This is a genomic window from Streptomyces thermodiastaticus (assembly GCF_014656135.1).
Classification (GTDB): Bacteria; Actinomycetota; Actinomycetes; order Streptomycetales; family Streptomycetaceae; genus Streptomyces; species Streptomyces thermodiastaticus.
The window spans coordinates 99,087-111,219 of sequence record NZ_BNBV01000002.1; the positions used below are offsets into that span (position 1 = coordinate 99,087).

Below are 12,133 nucleotides of genomic sequence, written 5' to 3' on the forward strand. Positions count from 1 at the left end.
CGGGGCGGTGGAGCGGACGTGCGGGTGCCCGGCCGACGTCATGTGAGACGGACCGGGTGGGTCAGGCGGGTTCGGGCACCCGGCGGCGCGTGGCGAGGACGACGATGCCGCCGAGCACGGCGAGGGTGAGCAGGGTGGCGCCGAAGACGGTGGCTCCGGAGGTCAGGCCGATGGCGTCGCTGAGGTAGCCGGCGCAGACGGGCAGCAGCCCGGCGGGGACGTAACCCCCCACGTTCAGGGCCGCGTTGGCCTCGGCGAGACGCTGGGGCGGCACGGTGGAGTTCAGCAGGGACAGGCCGCCGAGCTGCCCCATGCCCTGACCGGCGCCGGCCAGCAGGGCGGCGGCGACCAGGACGGGCACGGACGAGGTGTGCACGGCGGTGATCAGCGCGGCCATGGCCAGGGTGGTCGCGGCCGCACCGGCGAGCAGGATGGTGCGGCGCCGCAGCTTCTGCACCGCGAACTGCACGCCGGTGGCGGCCAGGAACATCACGAACGCCATGGCGCCGGAGACGATACGGCTGGTGGTGTCGAGCAGGCCGGACAGCAGCGAGGGGCCGAGCGACAGCACGAACGAGGTGGCGGTGATGCCGGGCGCGAAGACGGCGATGCCGAGGGCGAGGTGCAGGCCGTTGCCGCGGGGGACGCGCGGCACCCGGATCCAGGCACCGGACCGGGCGGGGGTCTGCGGGCGGCGCAGGGGCATGCGCACCACGGCGAGCACGGCGGTGAGCAGCAGGGCGGCCTCGACGACGAAGACGGTGACGGTGGGGCCGGGCAGGGTCTCGGAGAGGATGCCGGCCAGCAGCGGGCCGAGGCCCGCGCCGAACACCATGGCGCAGGAGGCGAGCAGCGCGGCGAGGCGTTTGCGGTCGGGGCCGGCGACGTCGGTGACGGCGGCCATGCCGGCGGAGACGACGGCACCCACGGCGATGCCGGTGAACAGGCGGGCCACGATCAGCGCGGCGACGCTGGTGGCGGTGGCGAAGATGGCGCAGGCGGCCAGGGCGAGGGCGAGGGCGGGCAGCAGGACGGGTTTGCGTCCCCTCCGGTCGGAGACGACACCCGAGACGAGCAGGGAGCCGAGCAGCCCGGCGATGTAGGCGGCGAAGATCACGGTCAGCGTGCCCTTGGAGAAGCCGATGTCGCGCTGCCACAGCACATACAGCGGGGTCGCCGCGTTGGACAGCACGAACACCGCGGTCACCGGCCAGGCGGCCGGCCACACCCACCAGGCGGGTGCCGCCGGGGCCGTGCTCCGGGCCTGCTGATCGGGCTGCGGGGGTGCCGTCGTGGGGGTGGTTCCGCTTTCGGGCATGGCTGTTCCTCCGGTTCGTCCGGCGACCAGTACGACTTTACTCGAACTTAGCGCACGGTACGATAGAACTCGTACAGGATCCGGACGACGGAGTAGGACCCATGACCCCGACCGCGCGCACCTCGACGCGCCCGCAGCCGCCGGAACCCGCCGGCCTGCCCGAACCGCTGCCCGAACCGGCACGGGAGGACCTGCGCCTGGAGACCGTGCTCGGCGCGCTGAGCGACCCGCTGCGGCTGTTCATCGTCCGCAAACTCCTGCTGGAGCGTGAGGCGTTCGACCATCCGTGCGGCTGGTTCGGCATCGACCGCCCCAAGTCGTCCCTCACCCACCACTTCAAGGCCCTGCGCGAGGCCGGTGTCATCCGGCAGCGCCAGTACGGCCTGGAACGGCGCAGCCACGTGCGCACCGACGACCTCGACGCCCGCTTCCCCGGGCTGCTGGACCTCGTGGCCGCCTGGACCCCCGTCGACGCGGACTTCCCACCCAGGATCCGCAAGGGCGGCACCCGCGCCTCCTGAACCCGTCGCGCGGATCGGGTGACGACGGGAGAGGGAGCCGAGGGGAGACCGGGGGCGGCGGGAGACCGGGTCGGCGGGTGACCGGGTCGGCGGGAAGGAGGTCCGGTGCCCGGCGAGCCGCCGGACGAGGCACACGGGCCCGGTCGCGCCCACGGCGGCACACACCTTCGCGACCGCGACGCGGGCGCACGGCCCGAAGCGGCCCGTGCGGTGCGGCGGTGCGCGTACCCCGGCAGCGGCGGGGAAGGAGCCGTATCATGCCGGCCCACGCGACCTCCCCGCCTCATCCGGTCACGAACATCCGCACACGTATCAGGAACGGGCATTTCTTGCGCATGCACGCGGTTGCAGGTGAGCAGCGCACCGAGGGGGAGACCGACATGCCGACCGACGACCACGCCGGAGACTTCGACGAGTTCGACCAGTGGCGTCGGCTCACGCTGATGGTCGGGCAGCTCAACCAGACGCTGGAGAAGATGCTCACGCGCGAGTACCGGGTCTCCCTGCCCGAGACGCTGGTGCTGACCGAGCTGCGGCACATCCCTGAACACGCGGCACGGCTGCAGGAGTTGGCCGCCCGCGTCGGACTGGACCAGTCGTCGATGAGCCGGCTCGTCACCCGGCTGGAACACAAGGGCCTCGCGGCCCGGGCCACCTGCGAGCACGACCGCCGCGGTGTCTACTGCATGCTCACACCCGAGGGCGCCGCACGCGGCGAGCAGGCCGAGGCCCGCTGCCGGGCCGAGCTGTCGAAACTCCTGCAGGTCGCCTCGTTCGACGACCGCTGGGCTTCGCTGGTGGCGAGCTTCCGGCTCGGTGGCGCCCCGAAATCCGCTGCGGCCTGACTCCCCCGAGCGCTCCCCGGCTTTCGTCCACGCCGGCGGTGCGACCGGCGCATCGTCTGCCACCTGCGGCGGTTCCGCCTTGCCCGGGAAGCACGTCGGAGGGCCGGGGCTGCCCCGCTTCCCTGCTCACGACCTACTGCCCCTGACACTCGAAGGCAGGGCGAATCGCCCCCTCGCCCCAGGGTGGCGGCGTGCGCACGCCCGGAACACGGATGGCTTGAAACAGTTGGTTTGAAACAGCCACACCCAGAGATGCGCGTCATTCGGCATACAAGGCGGCAAACAGGGGCAGCAACGGAAAATGAAATTCCCAAACCTCAGCAGCAGGTGGCATACGTCACATGCAGCTCTCCTGTGCAGATTGCTGGATGTGTGATCACCTGATCCGCGCCGACTCGAGTGCCGTAGAACGGACACTCGCGCTCGGCATCCCGGAGCTGGTCGACCGACGGAAATACCGTCGGTCATTTCTGCGAAAGGGAGAGGTTCATGTCCGACAACACCGCTGCGGTACTGTCCGCCATCGACAGCGACAAGGCGCTGCGTTCGGCGGTCATCCGGCACCTCGCCACGACCCACGCCCACGAGTTCGTCGGTCCGCTGCGCGCCGAGTTCCGCGGCAACGACGACATCGCCCTGGCGTCGGTCAACTCCAACAAGGAGTGGCAGGAGTAATACCTGGTCCGGCCGGGTCTCGTCAGGGATCCGGCCGGCTCTTCCGACAGGACATCCCTCGATCGAACGGCGGTAGGTCCTTGCGCACCCTTTCTTCCGGCGTGACGCAGGCACTCCTGTTGCGCGACGACAGAGAGGCCCGTACGGAGTTGCTGCTCCGCCTGCTGTACTCCAAGAGCTCCGCGGACGTGGTCGCCGATGCGCTGAAAGACCCCTCCGGCAGGATGTGCGAAGCAACGGCGTCCGTTCTTTCCACCATCGATTTCCACGCCCTGGAGGTCGAGCGAAGCGCCCGTCTGCGCAATCTGAACCGTCATCTGCAACGCACGTGCCCGCCTCTGTGGGATTGCGTCGAAGCGGAAACGATCACTCCGCTCGTCGAGGCCTACGCGGACTCCGATGCTTTCTGGCAGAGCGCCGGTCGCACCCTGTTCGAGAATTTCTGTCTGTTCGCCCACAGGACCGTCGCCGGGCAGTCCCAGCTGCTCGCGGACGTCTTTCAGCTGTTCGGCCTCGTGAGCCGCTTCTCCGCTCCCGAGTTGATCGCGCCTCCCGAGGACGTGTGTGCCTGCACGACCGGTATTCCGGGAGAGGGCATGGATCTGGCGAAGGCCGCCTTCTCCCCCTGGGACGACGGCGGACTGATCCCCCCGCACGTTCCGGACGCCCTCCAGACCGAGTCGTTCCGCTCTGCCTGGCGCCTCGTGGACGAGCGCGGGCGGCTGCCGCGCTCCCTCGACCCCGACGCCCTCGGTGACCCCGGTGACTACCAGATCGTTGTCGCCGCCTTCCCCGGCCGCAAGGTGTCCGCCGCGGCCCTTCCGCTCTCAGGCAGGTGCGCATGACGAAAGAGAAGAAGGACCCCGTCGGCCTGCTCGGCTTCGGACTCGACTGGCAGTACCGCGACAGCTACCCGCAGAAGATGCCGGACCTGTGCGCCCGGTACGCCGGCCGGCTCAGCCATCTGTCCTGTGTCTCCCTGCCCAGCGCCGCCGACGCGCAGACCTTCGTGGACGAGTGCGCCGGCGACCTGCCTGTGGTGCACCACCTGCCGGGCGTGGCACCCGCAGCGCCCGGCGGCCCCAACATGGAGCTGTTCACCCGCCTCGAGGCGGTCAGCGACGTGCTGGGTGCCGTGTGGACCTGTGAGGACATCGGCCTGTGGTCGATCGGCCCGTACCCGCTGCCGTACTTCACCCCTCCGCTCTTCGAGCGCGAGATCGCCGACCATGTCGTCGACGGCATACGCCGCATGCAGGAGGTCAGCCGTTACCCCTTCGTGCCGGAGATCCCGTCCTGCACCCTCGCCGTGGGCCGTATGAGCCTCGGCGAGTTCTTCCATCGCGTCACCGACGGCGCCGACTGCGACCTGCTGCTGGACGTCGCGCATGTCTTCTCGTACGCCGTCGCCGTGCGGCAGCCCTACGAGGACGTGCTCCGCTCGCTTCCGCTGGACCGGGTGGTGGAGATCCATGTGGCGGGCGGTTACATCGACCCGACCTTCGACAACCGGTACCTGGACACCCACAGCCACGCCGTGACCCCGGCCGTCATCGACCTGCTCCAGGAGGCGGTCGCCCACGCGCCGCGGCTGCGCGCCGTCACCTACGAGATCGGGGTGGGTCTCGGGGCCGACGAGCTGGACAGCGACTTCGAGCGCATCGAGAACCTGCTGGCGGAGGTCGGGTGGACCCCGTCCATCTCCCGTCCGTCCGGCCTGGCCACGGCAGGTACCGCATGACACACGCACAGCAGCCCGCCTCGCCGCCGTGGTCCGTACTGAGCCCGGAACCCGACCGCGGCGCCGGGCTCGGGGAAGGCGTACGTGTCCTGGTCGTCTCGGACGGCACTCCCGCGCCCGACGGCGACGGGATGCCCGACGCGCACACGGAGCGGGTCGCCGGACTGTGCCGGCAGCTGGCCGGCCGGGCGGAGATCGGTTACGCCTCGGCCGCACGGCTGAGGGCCCGCAGCCTCGCCGCCGACCTGCGTGCGATGGTCACGGCGGACGGCGGCTGGGACATCGTGGCCATGCCGTGGTCGTCGCCCGAGCGTGACGCGGAACGGCTCAAGGTGCGGCGGGCCTTCGAGGAGGTGGCCCGGGACCCGGACATGCCGCTGTTCGTCGCCGCTGCCGGACACGACGGACCGGGACGGCTCAGGTTCCCCGCCTCCTGCCCCTCCGTGCTCGCCGTCGGGGTCGGCTCCGACCACGGCGGACCGACGGCCTACTGCGGCACGGACGGCCTGGGCCGCAAGCCTCAGCTGCTGGTCCCGGACGCCCGCTACGCCACCCGCTGCGCGGCCGGCCCCGCTCCCATGCGCGGCACCTCCGCCGCCGTCGGCATCGTCGCCGGACTCGCCGCCGTACTCGCACAGCGGCTGGGGAGCGACGGACGCCGGGTGCCCTCGCCGCTGCTGCGTGCCGCGCTGCTGGCCTCCGCCGGGCCGGACGGAACGCTGGTGGGCACGCCGCTGCTGCGGCAGCCGGGGACCGGTGCCGCAGAACCGTTCTGCTTCGAGCTGCCCGCCGCAGCCGCCCGGCTGCGGCTGCGCCTGAGAACCGGCGCGGACACCGTTCGGATCGCAGCCGTCGCCGCGGGCGCGGACGAGGTCGTCAGCGGGGACACCGCCCCGTTGTGGCTGCCGCGCGCCGCCGAACTCTCCGTGACATGGGCGGCGGACGGCACGACCCGGCGGACCACCGGCGCCGGGTGGCTGGTGCTCGATGTCGCATCCGGCGCCGGGCGTGACACGGTGATCACCCTGGAGTGCCCGGAACCGGTCACCGCCTATGTCGCCGTCGGCGGCGCCGAGGCCGTGGAGCGGATCGACCCTCGCCTCGAGAAGACCGACGAGCCCGGCGTGACCGCTCCGGCGTGGCGGGCCGGCACCGGCCGTCCCGTCGTCCTCGGCCTGTCGGCCAGCCATGACGCCTCCGCCTGCCTGCTGCGCGACGGCAGCCCGCAGGTCGCCGTGCAGCAGGAGCGGGTCACCCGCCGGAAACACGACGGAGTCGGCCACCTCTCCTCCCGTGCGGCCGCCGACTACTGTCTCACCTCGGCCGGCCTGACCGCCGACGACGTGGACGTCTTCGCCTTCAACGCACAACCGCTGCTGCCTGGTTACGTGGGGCTGTCGGTGCCGTCCGCGGCGCAGTCGTTCGACCTGTTCGACCCCTTCGACGCGCGCACCGTCTACGTCTCGCACCACCTCGCCCACGCCTTCTCCGCGTTCTGGGGCTCGCCCTTCGAGGAGGCCGTGGTCGTCGTCTGCGACGGCTCCGGAGGCTCGGTGCTCGGCACGGACGACCTCCTGGTGGACGGTCCCGGACTGCGGGAGTACCTCGCGCGGGGGCCCGAGGACCGGCTGCCGCGCATCCACGTCTTCTCCGTCTACCACTTCGACCGGGACGGCTACCGGCTGCTGTTCCGCGAGTGCGCCGACTCCTTCAACGTCCGCGTCGGCTCCTCCTCGATCGGCGAGACCTATGCGGCCGTGAGCCAGTACGTCTTCGGCGACTGGCAGGAGGGCAGCGGCAAGCTGATGGGCCTCGCCCCCTGGGGGAAGGCCCGCAACGCCGGCCCCAGCCTGCTGGAGCCCGGCCCGCACGGCCTGCCCCGCTTCCGCAGCGACTGGAAGGACACCTATCGCGCCCCCGGCTCCGGCGGCCCGATGGACCACGCCGATCTCGCGGCCCGGATCCAGGCCGACCTCGAAGAGGCACTGGTGGCTCGCATGCGGTACGCCATGTCTCTGGTGCCCGGCTGCCGCAACCTCGCCTACGCGGGCGGCGTCGCGCTCAACTCCGTGGCCAACGACCGCATCGCCCGCGAGAGCGGAGCCGACCGCTTCTTCGTGTTCCCGGCGGCGAGCGACGCCGGGGTCTCCCTGGGCGCCGCCGCAGCCGCGCACTACCGGCTCACCGGCTCGACCCGGCGCCGGCAGGTCCCCTACGACGACTACCTGGGACACCCGTACACCCAGGACGACCACGACGCGGCCATCGGGCTGGTCGGCGACCGGGTGGTCACCGAGCCGCTGGAGCTGGAGGCCGTGGCGGACCGGATCGCCGCGGGCGACGTCGTCGGCTGGTTCCAGGGCGGATCGGAGTTCGGGCCACGCGCCCTGGGCCACCGGTCGGTCCTCGCCGACGCCAGGAGCCGCGACACCTGGGACTTCATCAACGCGCACATCAAGTTCCGGGAGGACTTCCGCCCACTGGCGCCCATCGTGCCCGAGGAGGTCGCCGCCGAGTACTTCGACCTCGACGAGCCCTCTCCGCACATGCTGCGGGTGGTCCCGGTCCGCGAGAAGTACCGTGAGCAGCTCGCTGCCGTCACCCACGTCGACGGCACCGCCCGGGTGCAGACCGTCTCGCGGGACATGAACCCGCGCATCCACGAACTGCTCCATCTCGTCGGCGCACGCACCGGTTTCCCCGTCCTGGTGAACACCTCGCTCAACCGCCGTGGCGAGCCCATGATCGAAACGCCCGGCCAGGCACTCGACATGCTGTTGGGCACGCGGCTGAGCGCCATGGTGCTGGGCGACCGTGTGGTCCGTCGCGCCCCCGAGAACGAGGCACCGCTCACCCTGCGCTCCCGGCTCGTCCTCGCCCCCGGCGTGCGGCTGCGGTGGGAACAGGACTGCGAGGGCAGCCGTTCGTGGATCACCGGCGGCGCCGAACCGGCCGGCCTCGAGCTGCCGAGGTGGGCGTTCGACGCCCTGTCCCGGGCCGAGCCCGGCCGTGCCCTCGGCGACTACCTGCCGGACTGCCTGGTCTCCGCACAGGGCGGCACCGACACGGCGCTGGCCTTCCTGACCGCGCTCCGTGCCCGCTGCCTGCTGGTGGTCACCCGGGAGGCAGTGCATGACTGACCTGGACGACCGTATGACCGACCTGGACGACACGCCGCGCACGCACGCTCTGGCGTGGCTGGAGAACACGACCGACGACGCCACCATGCTGCCGTGCGGCACCTCGCACCGGTCGGTGCCTGCGGCCGATGCCGTCGCCAAGGTGTGGCCGCTGCGCCACCGCCTCGGCATCAGCCGCGTCACGGACCTCACCCCGCTCGACGTCGTGGGCATCCCCGTCTTCAGCGTGACCCGGCCTCAGGCCCGCACCGGGCAGATCACTCTCTGCCAGGGAAAGGGCAACACACCTGTGGAAGCCCTCGCCTCCGCGCTGTTCGAGGCGGTGGAGCGGCACTGCGGTTCCCTGGCCCGCCCCACACTGACGGCCCGGCCGACCGAGCTGCGGGCCGCCGGCCGCACCCACCTGACCGCGGCGGACCTGGGCCTGGCCGAGCCTGTGCCCGATCAGCCGATCGAGTGGATCCAGGGCCGGGACAGCAGGACCGGCAGCCCCGTGCTGCTGCCCGCCGCCGAGGTGATCTTCCCGTACACCGCGCCGCCCGGCTGTCTGCGGCCGGTACGCCCGAGCACCACGGGCCTGGCCTCCGGCGCCACGCTGAGCGAGGCGGTGCTGCATGCGCTGTACGAGGTCGTCGAACGCGACGCCACCTCGCGGTACCTGCACGGCGGGCCGGGCCGGCTGGTCGCCCTCGACACGGTGACCGGATCCGCCGAGACGGAACTGCTGCGCAAGTACGCCAGGGCCGAGATCGACACGGTCGTCATCGACCTCACCCACACCACTGTGCTGCCCACGTTCGCGGTGTTCCTGTCCGACCCGGGTGCCGCCCAGGCCCACCTGGCGGTGTCCGGTTTCGGTACACACCCCAACGCGGGCGTCGCCCTGCGCCGCGCCCTGACGGAGGCCTCGCAGGCCCGTGCCACCGCCATCCAGGGCAGCCGGGAGGACCTCGACCGCGTCGCCGAGGTCTACCGCGCCGACCCCGCCGAGCAGCGGGCTGCGTTCCTGCACCGCGCCCTGCAGGCGAAGGCGGAAGGCGTCACCGACATGAGCACGCTCCCCGCCCTGCCGCCGCGGTCGACACGCGACACACTGCGGCACGTGGCCGCGCTGCTGGAAGAAGGCGGCTACGACCGGGTCGTGCACACCGATCTGACCGTCCCGGAACTCGGTCTGCCCGTCGCCCATGTGGCGGTGCCCGGCATGGTCGACTCCGTCGTGGAACCCCTCAGGAGCCATCGTGTGGCCCATCAGCACGTCCAGGCTTAGGCCCATCGTCTTCGGCGCGGCGTCGGTACGTCCCCTCGACCCCGCGCTGCTGGCAGCGGTCGACCTGCGGCCTCCGGTCCGGCGCGGGGACCTGCTTCCGCTGCTGGACGGCGATCCCGGCACCGTGGTCCTCGTCGACGGACTGTTCGGCGGCACGATGGCCGTCACCCCGACGGAGTGCCGTCAGCTGCTCGACGCCGGCTGGACGGTGGTCGGCTGCTCCAGCATGGGCGCCCTGCGCGCCGCCGACCTGTGGCCGCTCGGCGCGATCGGCATCGGTGACATCTTCACCCTGTACCGGCTGGGCACGCTGACCTCCGACGCGGACGTCGCCGTCGCCCTGGACCCGGACGACGGCCATCGGGAAGTGACCGTGTGCACGGTGCACGTCCGGGCCGTGCTCGCGGCCGCCGTCGAGGCGGGTCTCATCGCCCCCGCCCAGCGGGCCCGGCTCGCCCGTGCCGCCGAGGGCATCCACTGGTCCCAGCGGTCCTGGACGGCCTGCCGGGCGGTGTGGAGCGAGCTGGGAGTCGCCCCCACGGTGCTCTCCTCACTTCTGCGGCTCGGCAGGGAACCCCGGCTGCACCCCAAGGTGCGCGACGCCGAGACCTGCCTGCGCGCTGTCCTGGCCGGCGACTGGCTCGGCGACGGGGCCACGGACACACGCCGCTGTCCGGCCTGCCAGAAACCACTGACGGCAGGAATGCTGTTCTGTTCCGTCTGCGTCTCCGAGGCGCACGAGACCTGCCTGTGAGGACCACCCGCGGCACGGCGGTCCGGCACGAAGGCCATGAAGGGAACCACCAGGAATGCTGACGTCGATGGCCCGCCGGCTCGGGCTGCGCACCACCGGGCCGGCCGAGCGGAGGCTGCTGACGACCGTCGCGATCGATGCGACGGGCGGTGGCCTGTTCCTGGCCGGCGCGACACTGTTCTACTCGCGTGTGGCCGGGCTGTCCGACGCGCAGATCGGCATCGGACTGTCCGTGCTGGGCATCGTCGCCCTCGCCGCGACCGTTCCCAACGGCCTCCTGGTCGACCGGATCGGTCCCCGGCATGCGCTCGTCGTGCTGCATGTGTGGCGCGGGGTGTGGTGCTGTGCTCTGGCCTTCGTGCACTCGTTCTGGCAGTTCCTGACCGTGCTGGTGCTGCTGGGGCTGGCGGAGCACGCCGGAATGCCGGCTCTTCAGGCGTACGTGGGTTCTGCGTTCGGTGACACCGAGCGCGTCGGTGTCATGGCCCGTGTGCAGGTGCTGAAGAACGCCGGTTTCCTGGTGGGCGCCCTGCTGGCGGCGGTCGCCGTGGGAAGCGGCACGGACGCGGGGTACCGGGCACTGCTGCTGGGCGACGGGGTGTCGTTCTTCGTGGCCGCCGTGCTGATGACGACCGTACGCAACGTCTCGGCCGTCCGCGACAGGAGCGTGCGGCGTTCGGCGCTCGGTCCGTTGAGGAACGCCAAGTTCGCTCTGCTGACCTGCTGCAATGGCATACTTCAGCTGAATCTGTCGGTGCTGGTGATCGGTATGCCGCTGTGGGTGTCCCGAGCCACCGAGGCGCCTCCGGCCGTCGCCCCCCTGCTGATCGCGATCAACACCGTGATCGCCATCTCTCTGCAGGTACCGCTCAGCGCGGGAGCCGAGACCGTTCCGGGTGCCGGCCGCCACATGCTCCGGGCGGCATTGTCCTTCGCCCTGATGTGCGGAACGCTGATTCTCGCGTCCTGGGCTCCGTCCGCTCTGGCCGCGGCGCTGATGGTGATGTCCGTCGTCCTGCACACGCTGGGCGAGATCTGGCACTCCTCCGGTGGCTGGGGGCTCCAGTTCGCGCTGTCCCCCGATGCCGAGCGCGGCAACTACGCCGCCGCCTACAGCCTGGGACCTACCGCGGAGGGAATGGTCGGACCGTCGCTGATCGCCGGCGGAGTGGTGGCCGCGGGTTCCGTCGGCTGGGCGGCTCTGGCTCTGCTCTTCCTGGCCGCCGGTCTGGGCGCGCGGTCCGTGGCCCGTCGAGCGGTGCCGCGGACCGCCGCGCACGCTGCGCCCGTCGGCGCAACCGCAGAGGTCAGCTCGCCGGCGGACCGTCGTGCAGAACCCGCTGGAACAGACGATGATCCCGCCATTCCCCGTTGATGTGCAGATAGCGCGGAGCCATGCCGATCGGCTCGAAACCGTTCTTCCGCAAGACGCGCTGTGACGGGGCGTTGTCGAGGAGCGTGGTGGCCTCGATGCGGTGCAGACCGATGGTGTCGCGGGCCACGCGGCACACACTCGCCACAGCCGCGCTGGCCAGTCCGCGGTTCTGCCGATCGGCGGCCACCCAGTAACCCAGGTAGGCACTGCAGAAGGGGCCGAAGGCCATTCCGGAGAGCGTGATCGTGCCGATGATGGTGCCGTTGCTGTCGAGCACCCAGGGCACCGCACGCCGTTCCGAGAGCTGCCGCAATTGCTCGCCGATACGCTCGGCCTGACCCTCGACGGTGAAAAAACTGTCCGGGCGGCGCGGTTCCCACGGAGCCAGATGCTCCCGGTTCGCCACATATGCGGAATGCAATGCTTCTGCATCCTCGGGCGTAACGAGCCGCAACCGGACACCGTCGGACAGTATATCAGGAGAAACAATCACT

11 protein-coding genes are annotated in these 12,133 nt (G+C 71.5%); 9 read left to right on the forward strand and 2 right to left on the reverse strand.

Features of this window, described 5'->3' with window-relative positions:
* Positions 1 to 61: 61 nt before the first annotated feature.
* Positions 62 to 1,318, reverse strand: coding sequence for an MFS transporter (locus IE286_RS02445; RefSeq protein WP_189794890.1), 1,257 nt, complete (start codon positions 1,316 to 1,318; stop codon positions 62 to 64).
* A 101-nt stretch (positions 1,319 to 1,419) separates the two neighbouring features.
* On the opposite strand from IE286_RS02445, the gene IE286_RS02450 reads away from it, so the two are divergent.
* From IE286_RS02450 to IE286_RS02490, 9 genes are all read left to right on the forward strand, one after another.
* Entirely contained in the window at positions 1,420 to 1,839 is a 420-nt protein-coding gene (locus IE286_RS02450) for an ArsR/SmtB family transcription factor (protein ID WP_189794891.1), read from the forward strand.
* A gap of 380 nt (positions 1,840 to 2,219) precedes the next feature.
* Entirely contained in the window at positions 2,220 to 2,684 is a 465-nt protein-coding gene (locus IE286_RS02455; protein WP_189794892.1) for a MarR family winged helix-turn-helix transcriptional regulator, read from the forward strand.
* 489 nt (positions 2,685 to 3,173) lie between these two features.
* Positions 3,174 to 3,359 carry a hypothetical protein gene (locus IE286_RS02460; protein ID WP_125499929.1) on the forward strand — a complete coding sequence of 62 codons (186 nt, stop codon included), beginning with the start codon at positions 3,174 to 3,176 and terminating at the stop codon, positions 3,357 to 3,359.
* Positions 3,360 to 3,460: 101 nt separating this feature from the next.
* The gene (locus IE286_RS02465; RefSeq protein WP_189794893.1) at positions 3,461 to 4,204 is read left to right on the forward strand and encodes a hypothetical protein; all 744 of its coding nucleotides are present in this window, start codon (positions 3,461 to 3,463) and stop codon (positions 4,202 to 4,204) included.
* Positions 4,201 to 5,100 (forward strand): multinuclear nonheme iron-dependent oxidase, encoded by a 900-nt coding sequence (locus tag IE286_RS02470; protein ID WP_189794894.1) that lies wholly within the window; start codon positions 4,201 to 4,203, stop codon positions 5,098 to 5,100. The genes IE286_RS02465 and IE286_RS02470 overlap by 4 nt, the downstream gene beginning before the upstream one ends.
* Entirely contained in the window at positions 5,097 to 8,240 is a 3,144-nt protein-coding gene (locus IE286_RS02475) for a carbamoyltransferase C-terminal domain-containing protein (RefSeq protein WP_189794895.1), read from the forward strand. Before IE286_RS02470 ends, IE286_RS02475 begins: the two co-directional genes overlap by 4 nt.
* The gene (locus IE286_RS02480) at positions 8,233 to 9,510 is read left to right on the forward strand and encodes a YcaO-like family protein (RefSeq protein ID WP_189794896.1); all 1,278 of its coding nucleotides are present in this window, start codon (positions 8,233 to 8,235) and stop codon (positions 9,508 to 9,510) included. The genes IE286_RS02475 and IE286_RS02480 overlap by 8 nt, the downstream gene beginning before the upstream one ends.
* Entirely contained in the window at positions 9,482 to 10,264 is a 783-nt protein-coding gene (locus IE286_RS02485; RefSeq protein ID WP_189794897.1) for a TfuA-like protein, read from the forward strand. Before IE286_RS02480 ends, IE286_RS02485 begins: the two co-directional genes overlap by 29 nt.
* A 55-nt stretch (positions 10,265 to 10,319) precedes the next feature.
* The gene (locus IE286_RS02490; protein WP_189794898.1) at positions 10,320 to 11,639 is read left to right on the forward strand and encodes an MFS transporter; all 1,320 of its coding nucleotides are present in this window, start codon (positions 10,320 to 10,322) and stop codon (positions 11,637 to 11,639) included.
* Here IE286_RS02490 and IE286_RS02495 read toward each other — a convergent pair.
* The gene (locus tag IE286_RS02495) at positions 11,572 to 12,132 is read right to left on the reverse strand and encodes a GNAT family N-acetyltransferase (RefSeq protein ID WP_189794899.1); all 561 of its coding nucleotides are present in this window, start codon (positions 12,130 to 12,132) and stop codon (positions 11,572 to 11,574) included. The two genes, IE286_RS02490 and IE286_RS02495, sit on opposite strands and share 68 nt — an antisense overlap.
* Position 12,133: the final 1 nt, after the last annotated feature.

Excerpts from the sequence above, each read along its gene's own strand:
- IE286_RS02490 (WP_189794898.1), top strand. The coding sequence starts at position 10,320 with ATGCTGACGTCGATGGCCCGCCGGCTCGGGCTGCGCACCACCGGGCCG.
- IE286_RS02450 (WP_189794891.1), top strand. The coding sequence starts at position 1,420 with ATGACCCCGACCGCGCGCACCTCGACGCGCCCGCAGCCGCCGGAACCC.
- IE286_RS02445 (WP_189794890.1), bottom strand. The coding sequence starts at position 1,318 with ATGCCCGAAAGCGGAACCACCCCCACGACGGCACCCCCGCAGCCCGAT.
- IE286_RS02455 (WP_189794892.1), top strand. The coding sequence starts at position 2,220 with ATGCCGACCGACGACCACGCCGGAGACTTCGACGAGTTCGACCAGTGG.
- IE286_RS02475 (WP_189794895.1), top strand. The coding sequence starts at position 5,097 with ATGACACACGCACAGCAGCCCGCCTCGCCGCCGTGGTCCGTACTGAGC.
- IE286_RS02460 (WP_125499929.1), top strand. The coding sequence starts at position 3,174 with ATGTCCGACAACACCGCTGCGGTACTGTCCGCCATCGACAGCGACAAG.
- IE286_RS02470 (WP_189794894.1), top strand. The coding sequence starts at position 4,201 with ATGACGAAAGAGAAGAAGGACCCCGTCGGCCTGCTCGGCTTCGGACTC.
- IE286_RS02480 (WP_189794896.1), top strand. The coding sequence starts at position 8,233 with ATGACTGACCTGGACGACCGTATGACCGACCTGGACGACACGCCGCGC.